A 17,791-nucleotide genomic window follows, 5' to 3' on the forward strand; every position below is an offset into this window, starting at 1 on the left:
CAGTAGCAAGGGTTGGAGCCGTACCATCGCAATTCAAAGCGGTCGTGCCGTAGGCCAACCTAACCAAATTCTTCGGTAATTGGAGTAAAATATGCCTGTTCTGAAAACGCTTACGCCAAACGAGCGATGGTCCTCCCTCTCCGCGGAGCAATCCGACTGGGAGGCAGCGGATGCGAAAAAGTTGGCGAGCATGCTATCCGGACTTCACCTTATTCGAGCCTTCGAGGAAAAGGTTCTTGACCTTGTCGGAGAGGGGTTGGTTCACGGACCGGCGCATTCGTCCATCGGCCAGGAAGGCGGTGCCGTTGGATCGGCGTTGGCACTTCGAGCCGACGACCAGGTGAATGGTTCGCATCGCGGTCATCACCAATTTCTCGCCAAAGCATTGCAGTATGTCTCTCCGGGCGGAATAGACCCGGCTTCGCCGGTCACCACCGATACTCGAGACATCCTCTACAAGACGTTGGCGGAGATCATGGGGCTCGCTCCGGGCTATTGCAGGGGGCGGGGAGGGTCAATGCATCTACGATGGATCGAGGCGGGCGGTTTAGGTACGAACGCGATCGTCGGTGGTGGAGCGCCGTTGGCGTTGGGCGCGGCCTTCGCGCACAAATTTGCGAACACCGATGCTTTGGCCGTGACCTACTTTGGAGAAGGCGCAATTAACATTGGGTCCGTGCTGGAAAGCTTTAATCTTGCTGCGGCATGGAAGCTGCCGGTTCTCTTCTTCGTCGAAAACAACCGCTATGCAGTCGCAACTCACGTCGATGAGGTCACCGCAGAGCCGCGAGTTTCAGCACGCGGTCCCGGTTTTGGAATTCCTTCCTGGCACGTTGACGGTATGGACCCGTTGGCAGTGATGCTGGCGACAGAAGCTGCGGTTCGGAGAATTCGGAGCGGTGAAGGACCAGCCCTCATTGAAGTTGATGTCTATCGCTATTTCCACCAAAGCGGCCCGCTTGCCGGGAGTGCTTTTGGCTATCGCTCGAAACAGGAGGAAGCTGACTGGAAAAAGCGCGATCCGCTTGAGTTGGTCGCGGCCAAGATGATTAAGCGGAAGCTCATCACGGCTGCTGGTGTCGAAGCCCTACGCAACGCGTCGGTTCAGGTGATGAGTGAACTCGCAGCAGAATTGACGGAAGCGACCGAGGGAAACAAGCGCAAGGTGCGGCAGTCTCTTTGGCCCTCTCCCGATTTCCGCGACGTCGGAATCCGAGGTGATCTTTCCGAACTGAACGGCGTCAGAACGGAGGAACAATCGTCGTTCAAAGGACGTTTGGAAAACCGGAAGTTCGTAGACGCGATTGCCGATGTCATTGGCAGGCGAATGGAAACCGATCCACGGGTGATCGTCCTGGGCGAAGATGTGCATCGTTTGAAAGGCGGCACGAACGGTGCGACACGCGGTCTGAAAGATCGTTTTCCAGACAGGGTACTTGGCACACCAATCAGCGAAAACGCATTCTTCGGGCTCGGAACAGGCATGGCGATGGATGGCCGATGCCGTCCGATCGTCGAATTCATGTACCCCGACTTCATGTGGGTGGCGGCGGACCAGGTCTTCAACCAAGCCGGCAAGGCTCGGCACATGTTTGGGGGCGATTCCTCCGTTCCGCTTGTGCTGCGGACCAAAGTCGCCATGGGGACCGGTTACGGGTCACAGCACTCCATGGATCCGGCGGGTATTTTCGCGACCGCGCCGGGTTGGCGGATCGTGGCTCCGTCAACGGCGTTCGACTATGTCGGGTTAATGAATTCCGCGCTCAAGTGCAACGACCCTGTTCTCGTGATCGAGCATGTAGATCTTTACCAGCAGACGATGCCCGTTGCCGTCGACGACATGGACTATTTCATTCCATTCGGCAAAGCTGCTGTCCGCAGGACCGGCAGCAGGGCGACCGTTATCACTTACCTGTCGATGGTGCATCGTACGGTGGAAGTGGCCGAAGAGCTTGGACTGGACATCGAGATCATTGACGTGCGAAGCCTCGACCGGGCCTCCGTCGACTGGGCGACGCTTTCGGACAGCATCAAAAAGACGAACAATGTTGTCGTTGTCGAGCAGGGCGCGCGCGGCACCTCTTGGGGTGGTTGGATTGCGGATGAGATCCAGCGCAGGCTGTTTGACTGGCTCGACCAACCCGTCCAGCGGGTGACCGGTGGAGAAGCCTCGCCGTCGATCTCGAAGGTCTTGGAAAGGGCTGCTTTCGTAGGCAAGGAAGAGGTTGTCCGTGCCCTTCGGGAATATGTTGCCTGAGCCTCGAGGATAGCGACGCTCTTGATCACCTCTGCTGACAGCAGAAGTGGCGGCTAAGGATCTTGTCTACACACAAGTTCCTTGGCCGGTGGTGTCCGCTCGAAATGCATGACCGGTATGGAAGTTTCAGGTGAATTTTCTCCCGATCCCATCGCGTCCTTGCGTATCGTTTTGTTATCTGGCAGCGCTTTTTGCCTTCGCTGCCGTTGTGGCCACCTCGTCACTTGATCTGAACAACGTCCTAATCGCCGCCACGCCGCTTGTAATCGCAGCTGTCGCCCAGACGCTGCCACTCGCGACGGGTGGGCATGGGCTTTCAGCCGGCGCGATTGTGCTGTTGGGAGCGACGATCGTTACCGCCTTGCCCACGCGTGGGGCGGAAGAATTGTTTAAAGCCTGCGGCCTGGCAGTTTCCATTGGCGCCGTCTTGGGGGCAGCGACAGGCATTCTTGTTGGGAAATTCAGGGCAAAATCGAGTGTTGTGACACTCTCAATGGGCGCGGCGGCCGTGGCTCTTTCGCTCGACATCGTCAACGGCGCATCCGCGCCGGCCGGAAGTGCACTTTACGACGTGCTGTTCGGGATGGAGATTTCTGGAATAGCGCTCATACCCTTGGCGGGTATTGCCGTAATGTGCGGTATTGCCTCCTACGCAATGAAAATCCTGGAACTAGATCGGCACTCATGGCTTGAGCCGACAAACGCACAAATAGTTGGAAGCTATATCGTGGCGGGGATGGGATCGGCGGCAGCCGGAATTTTCCTCGGTGGTTCTTTGGGGTCAATGAATGCCTCTCTGGGCGTGCCCGTTCTACTGCAGGTTCTGGCGGCAGTAGCTCTGGGTGGCAGCCTCTCGAACTGTGGGACAGGCGCTATCCTTGGGTCGCTGCTGGGGGCAACAGTGGTAGTCGTGACGGAGTACATGGCGGTACTGTGGGGTGTTCCAGAATTCTTGTCGACTTCTCTCGACGCATTTTGGCTTTTCGTCGCTGCAGCAACAGGCGGCGGTCTAAAGCGTCTTGCCACCGGATCACACCAAGCGGTCCAACCGATACGTAGTTTCCGTACCGGAGATATCGCGGAAGCGATAGTCCTTCTGGCTGTCGTGTTTCTCGGATGGAAGTTGGTCCAGGTCGATATTGTGACGACCATCATCGGACTGGCGCTGCTGGCGGCAGGACAGGCCGCGGTGGCTCGCCTCGGTTATATCGATCTCTCGATGCCAGCCGTGGTTAGTCTTGCGTCCGTGGCGGTGATTTCGTTGACCGGCGGGAGAAACCTCTGGCTTCTTGGTATAGTACCCGCGTTGTTGGTTACAGCAGCTGGAGTTGGCATTCTTCACGGCGTTTTGGCGAGCAATCTGAAAAGAGCCGTCGTCCCAGTCACTGTCGCGACAGCCGGCGTTGTGCAATCCGTTTCGACCGCACTACTGTTCTATTTTCCGGGAAGTTATGCGCCATCGTTCCTGACGCTGCTGACTGAACACCGCTCGGGTGGCTTTGCCATTTTTCCGTTCATCGCCGTGGCCGTGTTGTTCATTCCGGTCGTGTTTTGGCCGGAGACGTCCTCCGGAAACAGGCGGTTAGCGTCCGTGATGGCTTTCGTCTACAGCGCGCTATGTTCGGCAACTTACGGCATCCTGCTGGCCGGTCTAAATGGAACGGCTCATTTTGTTTTAGTGGACGTGAATACCTTTCCGGCCCTCGCTGCCGCGTTCTTGGCCGTGAATCTTAAATCGTCCTTGCTGACGTTTGTAGGCGCAGCGGCCCTATCTGCAACTGCAATAGTCTTCATGGACACATATTTGATTGCTGCGGGTCTTGGCCATTTCCCAAGAGTATTGGTCCTTGCCGCCGTGGTGGTGGTCGTTGAAGTCCTAAGTGCTGGCCGGCAACGCAATTAGATCGGCCCACGGGCGCGTATAACCCGATGCGATCAGTGCATTGGGGCACTACGAAACAGGAACGTCATGCGATAAAAGTGCGAACGTTCAGCTGGCTGTCATTTCAGTTGTTGCCACTGTGTATTTGGCGATTGCATCCCAATCGAAGTGCCAGCCGGCCCCGGGTTCGTCATCGAGGTGGATGTGGCCTTGCTCGACGTTCATCGGCCGGGTCAATATTGCAGCGGGCGTGGCACGCTCTCCACGATGGATGAACTCGACCGCCTCGATGACGGAAAACGCGCCGGCGAGCTGTGCATGTAGCTCCGGAGAGGTCAGTGGAACAACACCGCATCCTTGAATGTCGGCCAGACTGAGCGCTTTGATTGCCCCTGTGACGCCCCCGCATCGCGTGGCATCAAGGCGATACAAACCGAGTTCGTTTACGGCGCGCTTGATATCGTCGAAGTCCGTCATGTCCTCGCCGGCCGCTAGCGGCGTCTGCAATTCTCTTGAAAGCCTGCAAGTCAAATCGACGAACTGTGCGGGAAAAGGATCTTCGATGAAGTGAAGACCCATCCGATCAAGCGACCGGCATGCGGAAAGCGCACAATTGTAGTTGAGGAACGACCAGTGATAGTCGACGCTGAGTTGGCCATCGACGAGCTTGAAAATCTCTTCGACATACTTGGTTTCGAACTTCACATTTCCCACGATCGGTAGCTTGAACCTGAGATAGCCTTGATCGAGTAGTTCCTTCGCCTCATCTTTGACGCTTTCGATGCTTCGCTCTGCGATGAAGTTTCCGATCATCGGCATCAATGGCACTTTGGTTCGCGATCCCCCCAGCAACTGGTAAAGCGGAAGCTTGGCGTGTTTCGCGACGATATCCCACATTGCGACGTCGAAGAGGCTGACAGTCGGTCGCAGAGCACGGAAATTCGGTCGGTGAAGCTGCTCAAGGTCGGAAGATGCGGCCGTGCGCATTAGCGGATCCCTGCCGAGATAGTAGGGAGCAATCATCTCGATATAGCTCAGAAGCGGCGTGCCGTTCGGGCGGCTGATCGCGCCTCCTAGTATGCCTGTGTCAGTCTCCAGCCTCAGGAGGTAATAGGGGCGGTTTTGTGGAGAATGTCCGGTCACCGGTCGTGGAGGGACCGACACTTCGAAACCTAAGATGCGTGTGATCTGCATTGCGTTACCCTTGTCTCTTTATGCCTGCCTCAGGCCGGATTGATGGCTGTCATGGGATCGGACGCCGCAAGTGCCAGTCAGTCGCTCGTTGAAACGCATGCCCAGCGGCAAAGAGCGTTTCCTCTGCTTCATGTTTGCCAACGAGTTGGATGGAGATGGGTTTGCCTTCTTTCGAAAACCCGCCGGGCATGACAAGGGTGGGATTCCCCGTCATGTTGAAAGGAATGGTGTACTTGGTCATTTTGACCAGGACGTCGTCTCCTATGCCAAAGGACTCGACTTCGGCCAATGTTGGGACCGGCGTGTCCAGGGTGGGAATGAGCATAACGTCGACATCCTTTAGCGCCGCGGCAACAAGTCCCCTAAATTCCAGCCGTGTCACCCATGCTTGCCCAAGCTTTATGCCTGAGGTTCTGATGCCGTGCTCAATGAGTTCGCTTAGCCCGGTATCATATCGCTCGGCCATCAAGGGGTAGGTCGGTTTATGGAAGCTTGCTGCCTCAGCACCGCAAATGTCCCTCCATGCCAAGATAGCTTCGCGCACAACAGGAAACGACACCTCACGGATTTTGGCGCCCGCAGCTTCCAGAACAACGCTTGCAGCCTCCACTGCAGTGACAACTTCGACATCGTTCGCATCGAAGGCGTATTTGGGATCAATCCCGACACGCAAGCCTTCCACGCCTCGGCGCGTCGCTGCGAGGTAGTCGGGAACAGGCGCTGTTAAGGTTGTGGCATCCTTGTCGTCGCCCCCGGCAATCACCGAGAGCATTATGGCCGCGTCTTCGACCGAACGCGTAAAAGGACCGACATGGTCTAGGGAATGAGCCAGGGGGAAGGCGCCATGTCGGCTGACGCGGCCCCATGTCGGTTTGATCCCTGTGATGCTGGCACAGGCAGATGGAAACCGGATCGAGCCGCCTGTGTCGGTGGCCAGAGACCCAAACGCCAAGCCTGCGGCAGTGGCGACGCCAGATCCATGCGAGGAAGCGCCCACCCAATAGGAATCGTTCCAAGGATTGATTGGCAGTGCGAAGGCACGGTGCTGCTTGGCATGCGCTCCTTCTGTGAGATTTGTTTTGCCAAGCAGGTAGGCTCCGGCCTCATAGAGGCGTTCGACGACGGTCGAATCCGATGCTGGGACGAAATCCTTGAAAATCTGCATGCCAGCAGTGGTCGGCGCGTCCTGAGTGTCGAACAGGTCTTTCGCAGCCAACGGAATTCCATGAAGGATCCCGCGTTCTTTTCCAAGTGAGATTTCCTCGTCAGCGGCCTTGGCACGTGCCAGCGCCCGGTCAGACATCACTGAGATGTAGGAATGATATTTAGTGTCAATTTCGGCGATACGCGCCAGCATATGTTCGGCAACTTCAACTGCCGAAATTTTCTTCATCTGCAGGGCGGTCGAAAGCTCGAGAATCGACCAGTAGTGGAGTGCGGTCACATTTAACTCCGTTGGCAAGATGATGGCCGGCGCTAAACTACGCGGTGCGTCGTTCTTGAGAACGAGTACGAAGTGCGGTCTCGATCCCGTTCAATGCACAAGCCAGCACGCTACGCGGACACGCTGCGTTGAGCCTCATGAAGCCGGACCCTTCAGCTCCAAAAAGCCGGCCACTATGCAAATTCAATTTCGCCCTATGGCCGAAGAATGACCGGAGATCATCGTCTGCAAGACCCAGGTCCCGGCAGTCGATCCAAAGGAGGTAAGTTCCTTCCGGCCGCTGCGCGACGAGCGGTTCGCATCTGCTCGCGAGGAAATCACACGCGTATTGGAGATTTGCCTCTAAGTATTCGTTCATAGAGGTTACGTAAGAACCACCGACGGACAAAGCTGCTTCGTAGGCTGCTACCGCAAACGGATCTGGATGATAATTTCCAGTGGCCTTTATCGCGCTATCGATCCGCGCGAGCAGTTCTGGAACTTCACAGATGACTGCCGCAGTGGGAAGGCCGGGAATATTAAAAGTTTTGCTGGGCGAGACAAGTGTGACCGTGTTCGACGCCGCTTCGGAAGAGAGGGACGCTATAGGCACATGCTTGTTGCCGAACATCACGATATCCGAATGGATCTCATCGGAGATAATTGTCACTCCATGCCGAACGCACAGGCATACGACAGTTTCCAGCTCGGTGCGATCATAGACACGCCCGACTGGATTGTGTGGATTGCAGAGTATCATCGCCTTGGCTTCGGGGCGGCGTAATTGAATTTCCAAGCTGTCATAGTCAATTGTGTAGCGCCCCTCCTTCGTGACAAGAGCGCTGTCATAAACTTGGTAGCCGTTCGATTGCGGAAGGTGAGCGAATGGCGGGTACGCCGGCGTAGTTACTACCACGGCCTCACCTGAATTCAGGACTGAGGCCAACGTAGCCCGCAGGCCCGTGAGAACACCCGAACAGTGGAGCACGGCGTTCCCAGAAGGCCTCCAACCGTGGCGGCGCTCCAGCCAATCGACTGTTAGCTGTCGAGCGCTTGTAGGCCAAAACGTGTAGCCAAATACGTCCCGCCGAGCACATTCGCTCAAAGCCTCGCGGATGAACGGAGCCGTGACGAAATCGGCGTCGGCAACAGACATAGCTATTACGTCTGGTCCGCAATCGAGATCCCATTTGTGGCTGTTGGTACCGCGACGCATCGGCACAGTGTCGAAGTGTGACATCGCTTAGACCTCGACGATCTGGAGTGGGTCGCGAGTGAACATCTCGTAGCCATTGGGAGTGATAACAAAATTGTCTTCTGGCACGAGACCCCCAAATCGTGGGCTGTTGTAAGGGGTCTCCAAGGCCATGACCATTCCGACTTCGAAGACGGCGTCCGAGCCAGGTGAAATGTATGGCAGCTCCTCGGACAGTTTGTAACAGCCAATCGAATGCCCGACGTGGCCGCGATTGTAATCGGGCAAGCCGTTGCGTCGTACGATCTCCTGCGTTTCCTTGAAAACGTCGGCCAGTCTTACGCCAGGTCCTATCATGCCAAAGGCGTGGCGGTATCCGGCGGCCAGTGCATCATAGATTCGCCTTGCTTCATCGGATGGCCTGCCTAGACAAAAGACGCGGGCGATGTCGCTGATGTATCCTAAGTATTCCGGGCCGGTATCGAATCTTACGAGATCATTCTTCTTGAGCCTTACGTCTCTAGGCACAACGGCGGGCGAAAAGAGCGTGCCGAAGGAATGGCAGTCAGATAGTCCCGTCACTCCAGGACCTTCCTTGTAGCAATTGATGGCATAGAGCTGCATCAATTCGCCTTCCGTCATGCCTTCGCGAAGTTCGCGGCCGGTGGCGTTCATCACCCTTTCGCACATCTGGGCACCTGTGCGGAGGACCTCGACTTCCCAGGGCGTCTTGATGGCACGGACCCTGGCAAGCAGGGCCGCGCAATCAACAAAGGTTGCGCCACCCGCGTTGGCCTCGAGATAGCTGAGCGCCGCCGGGGTGAGCAGCGAACGCTGGATACCGATAACGCAGTTGGCCTTGCTACTGCGCGCAAGATCGAGCGCGAACACAAAACCCTGTGTGGCACCCACCGTCGCAGGACGTTGGGCATGAGAACCCTCGATCCCCAGGTCGGAGTAGTGATCGATGTAAATCCCGGTTCGCTGTGCTAACACTTCGACATCCGCAAGATTTTGCGCGATCTGGAACTCGAAGTCGGGGCAGATGATCGTGCATGCGCCCTTTGCAGGAACAATTGCAATCGTGTAGCCGGCGGTGTTGGCGCGGGTCTGCATGATGCTGTTGTGCCCTGTGGCGTAATAGATTGCGCTCGCTTCGGTTACGATGAGCGCATCGATTTTCGAACGCTCCATTTCTTCCTGGAGTTTGAGCTGGATCGCGATTTGATCGCGTTCCTCCAGGGCTGGACGACGGTTTAATTGCTCACTCATGGCTGACCTCTCATATGGCCGTTGCTTGTTCGGCCGGTCCGGCGGCATCCCAATGGAGTTGACGAAGGAAGCGGCGCGTCCGCTCGCGCTGTGGGTTGTGAAAGATTTGGTCCGGTGAGTTGGCTTCGATGATGCTGCCCTGGTCGGCGAAGATGACGCGCGTGGCGACCCGCTCGGCGAAACCCATTTCATGGGTCACGACGACCATCGTCATTCCCTCATCGGCAAGCTCCCTCATGACGCTCAGGACATCCCCCACGCGCTCCGGGTCCAACGCCGAAGTGACTTCATCGAACAAAACGACCTCAGGCTGCATGGCGAGGGCGCGTGCGATGCTGACGCGCTGCTGCTCACCGCCCGACAGTGTGGCCGGGTACTGGTGGACACGCGCTGATAGCCCAACCTTGCCAAGCAGCTTCATCGCTCGGGCCTCGGCCTCTTCCCGAGACAGCCGAAGTACGGTTCGCGGGGCCTCCATCACGTTCTGGAGGGCTGTCATGTGCGGAAACAAATTGAAACTCTGGAACACCATACCGACGCGCCGGCGCAACTGCCTCAGTCGACGCGGATCGTCGCCAACTTCAACGCCGTCGAACAAGATCTGTCCTGATGACGGCTTTTCGAGCTTGTTCAGGCATCTCAGCAGCGTGCTTTTGCCCGAGCCGCTCGGTCCGATCAGGACCGTGACCTCGCCACGATTGATGGTCAGGTCGATGCCAGCGAGCACCTCCCGTTGTCCATAACACTTTCGCAATTGCCTGACTTCAATGATCGGAGTTGTCATGTGAGCGCTCCTAGGCGCGTGTTTGCATTTTGCGCCGCGAGTAAAAGTGCTCGACCAACAGTGCTTGCGGATAGGCGAGCGCCAGGTAGATCAAGCCGACGGTGATGAAGACCTCGAGCGGGCGGAAGGTCGCCGAACTGATGACCTGTGCCTGGGTCAGGAGTTCCGGTACTCCGAGAACCGCCAGAAGTGATGTATCCTTGAAAGCACTGACCCACCCGCTTCCTAAGGGCGGAAGGATTGTTCGAAATACTTGTGGCCCAATAATTCTCCTCATCGATTGCCAAGGCGTGAAACCAAGTACGGCCGTCGCTTCATATTGCCCTTTTGGAATTGAGCGCAGACCGGAGCGGAAGATTTCAGCCAGAAACGCTGCGGAATTCATGCTGAGGGCAAACAGTCCTGCCACGAATGGCGACAGGGCGATGCCAGCTATCAAGGCTAGGCTGGTGTAGATCCAAAGCATTTGCACGAGGAGCGGCGTCAACCGCATGAACTCGATATAGACGCCCGCCAAGAAAGCTATCGGCCGAACCGAAGAAACGCGCAATCCGCAGATGATCATTCCTAAAAGGACGCTGAGCGCAAAGCTCAGGATTGTGAGCAGGAGCGTGTAGCCAAGGCCGACGAGCAGCTTCGGCCATTCTACCCAAACGACACTGAAATCCCATACGTATTGCATCGAAAATTTCCTCCCTTCTTTCATGACCGTTCGTGCGTCTGGGCGACTGCCAGGTAATGCGAAAGGATTGCCAAGGGGGCCGTGATCAACAGGTACAGCACGGCCACGACGGTCAGGACTTCCATGCTGCTGTGCATGACGGACGCAACGACTTGGCCGTTGCGCATAAGATCGCTGACGGAAACAAAAGATAGCAGCGCGGAGTCTTTCACCAGAACAATCGCGCTAGAGGTGAGTGCAGGCAGCATATTGCGGATCGCCTGGGGGAGTACGATCCGGAAGAATGCGAGCATTGCTGGCATGGCCAGAGCTTCTGCCGCTTCCAATTGTCCCCTTGCGACCGACCCTATGCCGGCTCTAAACACCTCCGCAAGATATGCGCCGGCATAGAGGCTCAATCCAATTAGCCCCGATTGAACACCGTTGAAGGAGTATCCCGTCAACACTGGCAGTGCGTAGAAGATCAGCAGCAGTTGGACCAACGGCGGAGTGGATCGGAAAACATTGCTGTAGACAGCGATGGTACCCCGCAGCAGTCGGTTCCGACTGCTGCGTCCCACGGCGCACAGGAGGCCCACGATCGAACCTCCGACCATAGCCCCGAGGCTCATAAGCACGGTCCATCCAAGCCCGCGTAGCAGGAAGGGCCAATACTGTAGCAATTCCATGTGGAAGTTCATTGGCTGGCCTCGAGGCTATGCGTCGGGTGATCACTTGCTGTTGTTCTTGACGGCAGCTTCGATCTCGGGGGCAGCGGCTTCAATTACTCCTGAGAGATAGGTCTCGAACGCTGGATCGCCCCTGTTGACCGCAATGCCGATTTCGATCGGGAAGTCAGGGCTCGCCAGGCATTGCTCGATCGACGGAACCACCTGGAGATCGGGATTCAGGGCGGCGACCTGGGGCGCAAGGACGCCCTCGATAATCGTCAAGTCATAGCGGCCCGTGCGGACATCGTCGAAGAAGTCGTTGGCACCCGGAGGGAAGGGCTTCGTGGCGACTTCAATCTGCGGATATGCCTTGGAGAAATCCTGTGTGAAAGATGCTCCAGCCGGAATGACGATCGATAGCTTCGTACTGCGCATTTCCTCGCGAGTTGCTACCTGTCCGGCGGACTTCAGCGATACGTAGCAAACGCCAGAGCGGGAGAAGTTGACGAACTTTGCCACCTTTTTACGCGTCTCGGTCGCATAGACGGCGGTGCCGAGCACTTCATACTGGTTCGCCTGCAGGCCAGCCATCATTGTGTCCCAGTTGACCGGCACCCACTCCACCTTTGCCCCGAGCCCTTTCGCAGCCGCCTCCATGAATACCGGGATGGGGCCGGTATAGCCGTCCGCGATCGGGTCTTGCATGACGAAAGGCGGGCTTACGATAACCCCGACTTTTATGACGCCCTCGGCGCGGATCTGATCAACCACGGCGCTTTGTCCTTTCTCAGGCGGTTCCGCGGCGGCAGCAAGTGAGGCGCATAGGTTTGCTATTACCAGGCCAAAGGTCAGCGACAGTCGTCTTTGTCCGTACATCTCAGTTCCCCTTTTCTTTGTGTATTGGGCGTCAACGCCGTAGCGAAGATGAAATTAACATCCGCGACGAAACACTGTCCGTCAAGCTGATTGTATCCAACGTGAGAAATTATGTCGAGAAATCCCGGATTATGCCTTGACGATCGGCGATATTGGATACATGTAGGGGTAGCTGCAGAGGACAGCGATCAGCGGGAGATGAAGCAATGGGATTACCGTTGGAAAATAAACGCGCGGTTGTTACCGGTGCCGGAAGCGGGCTTGGTAAGGCTATTGCGATCGCCTTGTCGCGTGCCGGCGCGGACGTCGCTGTGCAGGATCTCAATCCGGACGGTGCAGACGCAACGACCAAAGAACTCCTGGCGGAAGGAGCCCGCGCCTTCTCATTGTCCGGATCTGTTGCCAACGCGACCGATGTCGCCAGAATTTTCAGCGAGATTGACCAAAGGTGGTCCGGCATCGACATTTTGGTTAACAATGCCGGCATCAACATGAACAAGCCTACGCTTGAACTTGATCCTGAAGAGTGGCGGCGCGCTATGACGGTCAACCTCGATGGCACTTTCTATTGTGCGCGCGAAGCAGCGTTTCGGATGAAAGTTCGCGCAAGCGGTTCCATTGTAAACATTAGCTCTATCTACGGACTGGTTGCGGCACCCAATCGCGCGGCCTATTGCGCCAGCAAGGCGGGCGTTGCGATGCTGACGAAGTCGCTGGCGGTCGAGTGGGCGGAGCTTGGTATTCGAGTGAACGCGGTTTCGCCCGGTTATTCCTTGACGCCCGCGGTGCACGCTCTGGCCGAGCAGGGCCGGCTCGACATCGATGCGCTTACGCGAAGAACTCCGCAAAAGCGACTGGCCGAACCGGCCGAGATCGCGGATGCCGTCTTATACCTTTGTGAGCAACGCTCTCAGCATATCACCGGTCAAGTCTTGGCGGTTGACGGCGGATGGACTGCGTATGGATACATTTGACTTCGTGGTCTTTGCCGGCCGGGGAGAGTGTGGCGGTTCGGCGGCGTGAGCCAGCTTCGGGAGGAGTTCCATGCGCATTGAAGTGCTAGTTGACGTTAAGACCCACCTGGGCGAGGGCCCGCTTTGGGATGTCGACGATCAACGGCTTTATTGGATCGATAGTACGGGAATGGATGTTTTTCGCTGCACGGCGGATGGACGCGAAATTCGCGCCTGGGATTTGCCGCAGCCGGTCGGCTCTATGGCCATCCGAAAGAGTGGTGGTGCAGTGTTGTCGCTTCAACGCGGCTTTCATTTTTTAGACTTCAAAACCGGTGAAGTTGACCTCATCTCTGATCCAGAGCCGGAAAAGCCGGATAACCGCCTGAACGACGGTAAAGTCGATAAACGGGGGCGCTTTATTGTTGGCGCCATGGATACAAAAGAGACAGGAAAAAACGCCGGTCTCTACCGGCTGGACCCTGATCTGTCCGTCCATAAACTGGATGATGGGATCATCGTTTCCAATGGGCCCTGCTGGAGCCCCAACGGTGACACATTCTATTTCGCCGACTCTTGGTCGGGGGAAATATGGGCATACAATTACAACTTGGAAACCGGGGCGGTTTCCAATCGGAGGGTGTTTGCCAAACTGGACACATCGTCCGGTGGAGCCGCGGACGGTTCGACTGTCGACGCAGAAGGGTATGTTTGGAATGCCCAAGTGTTTGATGGCAAGATTGTGCGATACGCACCCGATGGAACTGTCGACCGTGTGATTGAGATGCCAGTCAAAAAGGTCACGAGTGTGATGTTTGGAGGGGAGAACCTCGATATCCTCTACGTAACATCGATGGCCAAGGCGCACTTACCGCATTTTCCGGCCGACCCGGTGGAACGCGGCGCGCTTTTCGCGGTCCATGACCTTGGCGTACGAGGACTCCCCGAGACAAGATTTGGTGGTTGACCGGCATATTCGCTCAGCAAGCCACACGAAAATCTTGCTGCATAAACCGAGGAACGAAATGTCAAAGAACTCGAATGGAAGTCCCGGCAAAGAGTCTGCGCGCACAACGATGCCAGGGCTGAGGGGGATCGATCACATCGGGATCACTGTTCCAAGCATTGATGAAGCCGTCGACTTCTTCGTAAATGTTCTCGGCTGTGAACCCTTCTACGAGCTTGGTCCGTTCGTTTTCGCGGATGATTGGATGTCGCGGCAGCTTAACGTGGCACCGCAAACGACAATGCGAAAACTGAAATTTCTCCGCTGCGGCAATGGGTCGAACATCGAGCTATTCGAATATGAAGCGGTAGACCAGAAGACAATCCCGCCGCTTAATAGTGACGTCGGCGGGCACCATCTTGCTTTTTATGTGGATGATTTCGACGCGGCCCTAATCTTTCTCCAGGAGCGCGGAGTGAAGATCCTGGGCGAACCGGTCGAAAGGACCGTTGGTCCAAGCGCAGGTCAGACGTGGATCTATTTCCTCGCGCCCTGGGGCTTGCAGTGCGAACTCGTAAGCTTTCCTCGCGGGAAAGGGTATGAGCGGGAGACGGAGCGGAGACTATGGAGCACCTGCGATCCGTCATTGTGACCTCGTTCTATTTGATGGATCTAAATTGGATCCAGTGGACGGTTTTTGATCAAACGTGTCTGCCCCGACGACGAGAATGGGTGAGGAGAAATATCTATGAGCAATGCCACGTTGGACCTCGGCGATCCACTCAAGCTTCCTTGCGGTGCCGTTTTGCCGAATAGACTGGCAAAAGCCGCCATGACCGAGGGCTTGGCCGATCCGTGGGGCCGAGCCACCGAAGGCCATGAAAGGCTTTATGAGCGTTGGAGTAAGGGCGGTACCGGTCTGATCCTCACCGGAAATATCCAAATCGATCGCCGATCGTTAGAGCGAGCGGGCAACATTCGCATTGAAGGTCCGCAGGATGCTGAGCAGATGCGCAGACTTACTCGTTTGGCTCAGGCGGGAAAAGTTGGTGGCAACCATTTCTGGGCTCAGATCTCGCATGCGGGTAGGCAGGCGCCCGCCGATGCGTGTCCTGACCCGGTAGCGCCATCGGCCGTGCCCATGGCGATGCTACGGTGGACCCAAAAGGCGCCGAGAGCTCTCTTAAATGACGAGATTGAAGACATTGTGCTGCGTTTCGGTGCTGCGGCAAAAGTGGCTCAATCCGCAGGTTTTGATGGCGTTGAAATCCATGGTGCACACGGATACCTGATCAGTGAGTTCTTAAGCCCGACAGTCAACCAGCGAACGGATCGGTGGGGAGGGTCTCTCGAAAACAGGGCTCGTCTTCTCTTCGAAGTCATCCGAGAAGTCAGGCGATCGGTTGGGATAAGTTTCTCGGTCGGCCTCAAGTTGAACTCGGCGGATTTCCAAAAAGGTGGCTTCACCTATGAAGACAGCATGAGAGTTGTCGAATGGCTCAACGACGAGGGGCTCGACCTGCTTGAGATTACAGGTGGAACCTACGAGCACTTGAGCATGATTGGCGTCAAGAACGACAATCAGTTCGAGCGGGAACCACCTCGAACGACCACCAAAGCGCGCGAGGCATATTTCGCAGTCTATGCAGCCGATGCGAGAAGAATTGCCAAAATGCCGGTGATGGCAACCGGCGGCTTTCGGAACAGAGAGACGATGGTGGGTGCGTTGAACGAAGGCACCTGCGACATGGTCGGTCTTGGAAGGCCGCTTTGTGTTGACACGGATATCTCGCGCAAGCTCATCACGGGACAAGCCGATACGACAATGGCACTTGAACATCACCTGACGCTATCGGAGGAAGAGAAAGAGGGCCTGAGTGAAGCGGAAATCCAGGTAACGAATGTTCTAGGTCAGCAAGCGTTTTTCTTTTTGACGCTTTTCGACCTCGCAGCTGGACATGACCCCGACCTTGGTCGGACGCTGCCTGCCGCGCAGGCGGAACTTAGCCGCAAAGAGGAAGCGATTACAGCCGCGCTGGTCTAAACGATAGCGCGCAGATGCACCGAAGAACTCTTACTAAGGAGGCGCGGGAAATGACCGCAAAAAAATTACCGGAAATACTCGCCCATTCATAATTGTTGCTGATCCTGTGCATCATCTGCGCACACCCGAAGTGTTCAACGATTATCTTGCTCGAAGCGCATTCGATGGAGTTTTGATACCCGCCAACGTGCCGGCAGAAGGGCTGGCAGCATTTGTCGATGGCGTAAAGCAGATGCGCAATCTAGCAGGACTTATAATTACGGTCCCACATAAAGTCGCCATCGTCCCATTCTGCGACGAGCTCAGCCCCACAGCACGAAGGGTGGGAAGCGTGAATACCATTCGCGTCGTAGCCGGCCGACTTATAGGTGAAAACTTTGACGGTGTCGGTTTCGTCAAAGGTCTTCTCCTTCAAGGATACGATGTGAGTGGGCGTAGTGCCCTTCTTCTGGGAAGTGGTGGGGCCGCAAGAGCCATCGCGTTTGCCCTCGCCGATGCGGGAGTGCGTCGTCTGATTATTTCAAATAGAAATATCGAAAAAGCCAGAGAGCTTGCTGCATCCGTCGACAGCGTTCAATATATCGAGGTTCATGCCGCAGCAAACCCCGACACAGACTCCGTTGATTTGATTGTCAACGCAACGTCGCTCGGTCTGCTTCCCGACGATCCATTGCCGCTCGATCAAAGGCAAATTCATGCGAACCATATGGTCGCTGAGGTCGTCATGTCACCGGAGGTAACGAAGCTTCTACTTGTGGCCAAGGACCGTGGAGCCTCCATCCATTTAGGAAGGCACATGCTTGATGCCCAAATAGTCGAGATAGGGAACTATTTGACCGCCGTTTAGCCGACTTGCCAGGATGACAGAGGAGGAGGAGGAAGCAGGTGTTCGATTTTCAGCGACGGGTACTTTGGTTGACGGGCGCAAACGGAGGAATATCCCGAGCTATCGCGCGCACGTTCTTCGAGCTAGGCGCCACTTGCGTTCTCACTGATCTCGACGAGCGCGGTGTCGTAGCTTTCGCTCAGGAGCTCGATCCGTCGGGGGCGCGGTGCTTGGGCGTGCGGCAAGACGCAAGCAATTCAAGCGACGCAGCCGCGGTAGCTTCGATCATTGGCTCCAAGTATGGACGGCTGGACTTTCTGGTTAATGCGGCGGGCCTGTACAAGGATCAACTAGTACACGACATGTCTGACGACCAATGGCATCAGTCGATCGCCGTCAATCTTGATGGTGTTTTTTTTGCATGTCGCGCAGCAATCCCACTTTTTGTTGACGGTTCATCTATTGTCAACATTGCTTCGATGGCGGGCCATAGGGGCAGCTACATGCATTCGCACTACGCGTCCTCCAAGGGGGCGGTTTTGACTTTTTCGAGATCGCTGGCCCTGGAACTCGCGCCAAAGACAAGAGTCAATGCTGTCTCGCCGGGAATAATCGACACGCCATTGGTTCAACCTCTCTTGGAAAAGCAGGGCGCCAAGCTGATAGACTCAACGCCGATGAAGCGGTTCGGTTCACCCGAAGAAGTCGGCAAGCTGGTTGCTTTTCTTTGCTCCGACTGGGCTTCATTTATTACTGCGGAGACGATCCACATCAACGGCGGGCTGTACGTCGCAAGTTAAGGGGCCG

At 56.3% G+C, this 17,791-nt stretch carries 16 protein-coding genes; 8 read left to right on the forward strand and 8 right to left on the reverse strand.

The window, feature by feature from the left end; genetic code table 11:
- Nucleotides 1–91 precede the first annotated feature (91 nt).
- Both C6558_RS32515 and C6558_RS32520 read left to right on the forward strand, forming a co-directional pair.
- Complete coding sequence (locus tag C6558_RS32515) at nucleotides 92–2,257, forward strand: thiamine pyrophosphate-dependent enzyme (protein WP_107028261.1); 2,166 nt, start codon at nucleotides 92–94, stop codon at nucleotides 2,255–2,257.
- A gap of 130 nt (nucleotides 2,258–2,387) precedes the next feature.
- Entirely contained in the window at nucleotides 2,388–4,160 is a 1,773-nt protein-coding gene (locus tag C6558_RS32520; protein ID WP_107028262.1) for a hypothetical protein, read from the forward strand.
- A gap of 87 nt (nucleotides 4,161–4,247) precedes the next feature.
- Here the strand turns inward: C6558_RS32520 and C6558_RS32525 are convergent, their stop codons facing one another.
- From C6558_RS32525 to C6558_RS32560, 8 genes are read right to left on the reverse strand one after another with little or no spacing between them, the layout of a single operon-like run.
- Entirely contained in the window at nucleotides 4,248–5,333 is a 1,086-nt protein-coding gene (locus C6558_RS32525; RefSeq protein ID WP_107028263.1) for a mandelate racemase/muconate lactonizing enzyme family protein, read from the reverse strand.
- 49 nt (nucleotides 5,334–5,382) lie between these two features.
- Nucleotides 5,383–6,777 carry an amidase gene (locus C6558_RS32530; protein ID WP_107028264.1) on the reverse strand — a complete coding sequence of 465 codons (1,395 nt, stop codon included), beginning with the start codon at nucleotides 6,775–6,777 and terminating at the stop codon, nucleotides 5,383–5,385.
- A 37-nt stretch (nucleotides 6,778–6,814) separates the two neighbouring features.
- The gene (locus tag C6558_RS32535; protein ID WP_107028265.1) at nucleotides 6,815–7,996 is read right to left on the reverse strand and encodes a MalY/PatB family protein; all 1,182 of its coding nucleotides are present in this window, start codon (nucleotides 7,994–7,996) and stop codon (nucleotides 6,815–6,817) included.
- A 3-nt stretch (nucleotides 7,997–7,999) separates the two neighbouring features.
- Complete coding sequence (locus C6558_RS32540; protein WP_158268982.1) at nucleotides 8,000–9,223, reverse strand: Xaa-Pro peptidase family protein; 1,224 nt, start codon at nucleotides 9,221–9,223, stop codon at nucleotides 8,000–8,002.
- A 10-nt stretch (nucleotides 9,224–9,233) separates the two neighbouring features.
- Nucleotides 9,234–10,007, reverse strand: coding sequence for an amino acid ABC transporter ATP-binding protein (locus C6558_RS32545; protein ID WP_107028267.1), 774 nt, complete (start codon nucleotides 10,005–10,007; stop codon nucleotides 9,234–9,236).
- Between the two features lie 10 nt (nucleotides 10,008–10,017).
- The gene (locus tag C6558_RS32550) at nucleotides 10,018–10,689 is read right to left on the reverse strand and encodes an amino acid ABC transporter permease (RefSeq protein WP_158268983.1); all 672 of its coding nucleotides are present in this window, start codon (nucleotides 10,687–10,689) and stop codon (nucleotides 10,018–10,020) included.
- 20 nt (nucleotides 10,690–10,709) lie between these two features.
- Complete coding sequence (locus C6558_RS32555; RefSeq protein ID WP_107028269.1) at nucleotides 10,710–11,369, reverse strand: amino acid ABC transporter permease; 660 nt, start codon at nucleotides 11,367–11,369, stop codon at nucleotides 10,710–10,712.
- A gap of 30 nt (nucleotides 11,370–11,399) precedes the next feature.
- Nucleotides 11,400–12,110: an ABC transporter substrate-binding protein gene (locus tag C6558_RS32560; RefSeq protein ID WP_158268984.1), complete on the reverse strand. Its 711-nt coding sequence runs from the start codon at nucleotides 12,108–12,110 to the stop codon at nucleotides 11,400–11,402.
- 311 nt (nucleotides 12,111–12,421) lie between these two features.
- Between C6558_RS32560 and C6558_RS32565 the strand changes: the two genes are divergently transcribed.
- The 6 genes from C6558_RS32565 (at nucleotide 12,422) to C6558_RS32590 (ending at nucleotide 17,784) form a co-directional block, all read left to right on the forward strand.
- Nucleotides 12,422–13,189 (forward strand): SDR family NAD(P)-dependent oxidoreductase, encoded by a 768-nt coding sequence (locus tag C6558_RS32565; RefSeq protein ID WP_107028271.1) that lies wholly within the window; start codon nucleotides 12,422–12,424, stop codon nucleotides 13,187–13,189.
- A gap of 70 nt (nucleotides 13,190–13,259) precedes the next feature.
- Nucleotides 13,260–14,135 (forward strand): SMP-30/gluconolactonase/LRE family protein, encoded by an 876-nt coding sequence (locus C6558_RS32570; RefSeq protein ID WP_107028272.1) that lies wholly within the window; start codon nucleotides 13,260–13,262, stop codon nucleotides 14,133–14,135.
- A 58-nt stretch (nucleotides 14,136–14,193) separates the two neighbouring features.
- Entirely contained in the window at nucleotides 14,194–14,766 is a 573-nt protein-coding gene (locus tag C6558_RS32575; protein WP_107028273.1) for a VOC family protein, read from the forward strand.
- Nucleotides 14,767–14,862: 96 nt separating this feature from the next.
- Nucleotides 14,863–16,158 carry an NADH:flavin oxidoreductase/NADH oxidase family protein gene (locus tag C6558_RS32580; RefSeq protein ID WP_107028274.1) on the forward strand — a complete coding sequence of 432 codons (1,296 nt, stop codon included), beginning with the start codon at nucleotides 14,863–14,865 and terminating at the stop codon, nucleotides 16,156–16,158.
- 91 nt (nucleotides 16,159–16,249) lie between these two features.
- Nucleotides 16,250–17,005 carry a shikimate dehydrogenase gene (locus C6558_RS32585; RefSeq protein WP_256371993.1) on the forward strand — a complete coding sequence of 252 codons (756 nt, stop codon included), beginning with the start codon at nucleotides 16,250–16,252 and terminating at the stop codon, nucleotides 17,003–17,005.
- 38 nt (nucleotides 17,006–17,043) lie between these two features.
- Nucleotides 17,044–17,784 (forward strand): SDR family NAD(P)-dependent oxidoreductase, encoded by a 741-nt coding sequence (locus C6558_RS32590; protein WP_107028276.1) that lies wholly within the window; start codon nucleotides 17,044–17,046, stop codon nucleotides 17,782–17,784.
- The last annotated feature ends 7 nt before the right edge of the window (nucleotides 17,785–17,791 follow it).

The organism is Ensifer sp. NM-2, from assembly GCF_003024455.1.
GTDB classification, from domain to species: Bacteria; Pseudomonadota; Alphaproteobacteria; order Rhizobiales; family Rhizobiaceae; genus Ensifer; species Ensifer canadensis.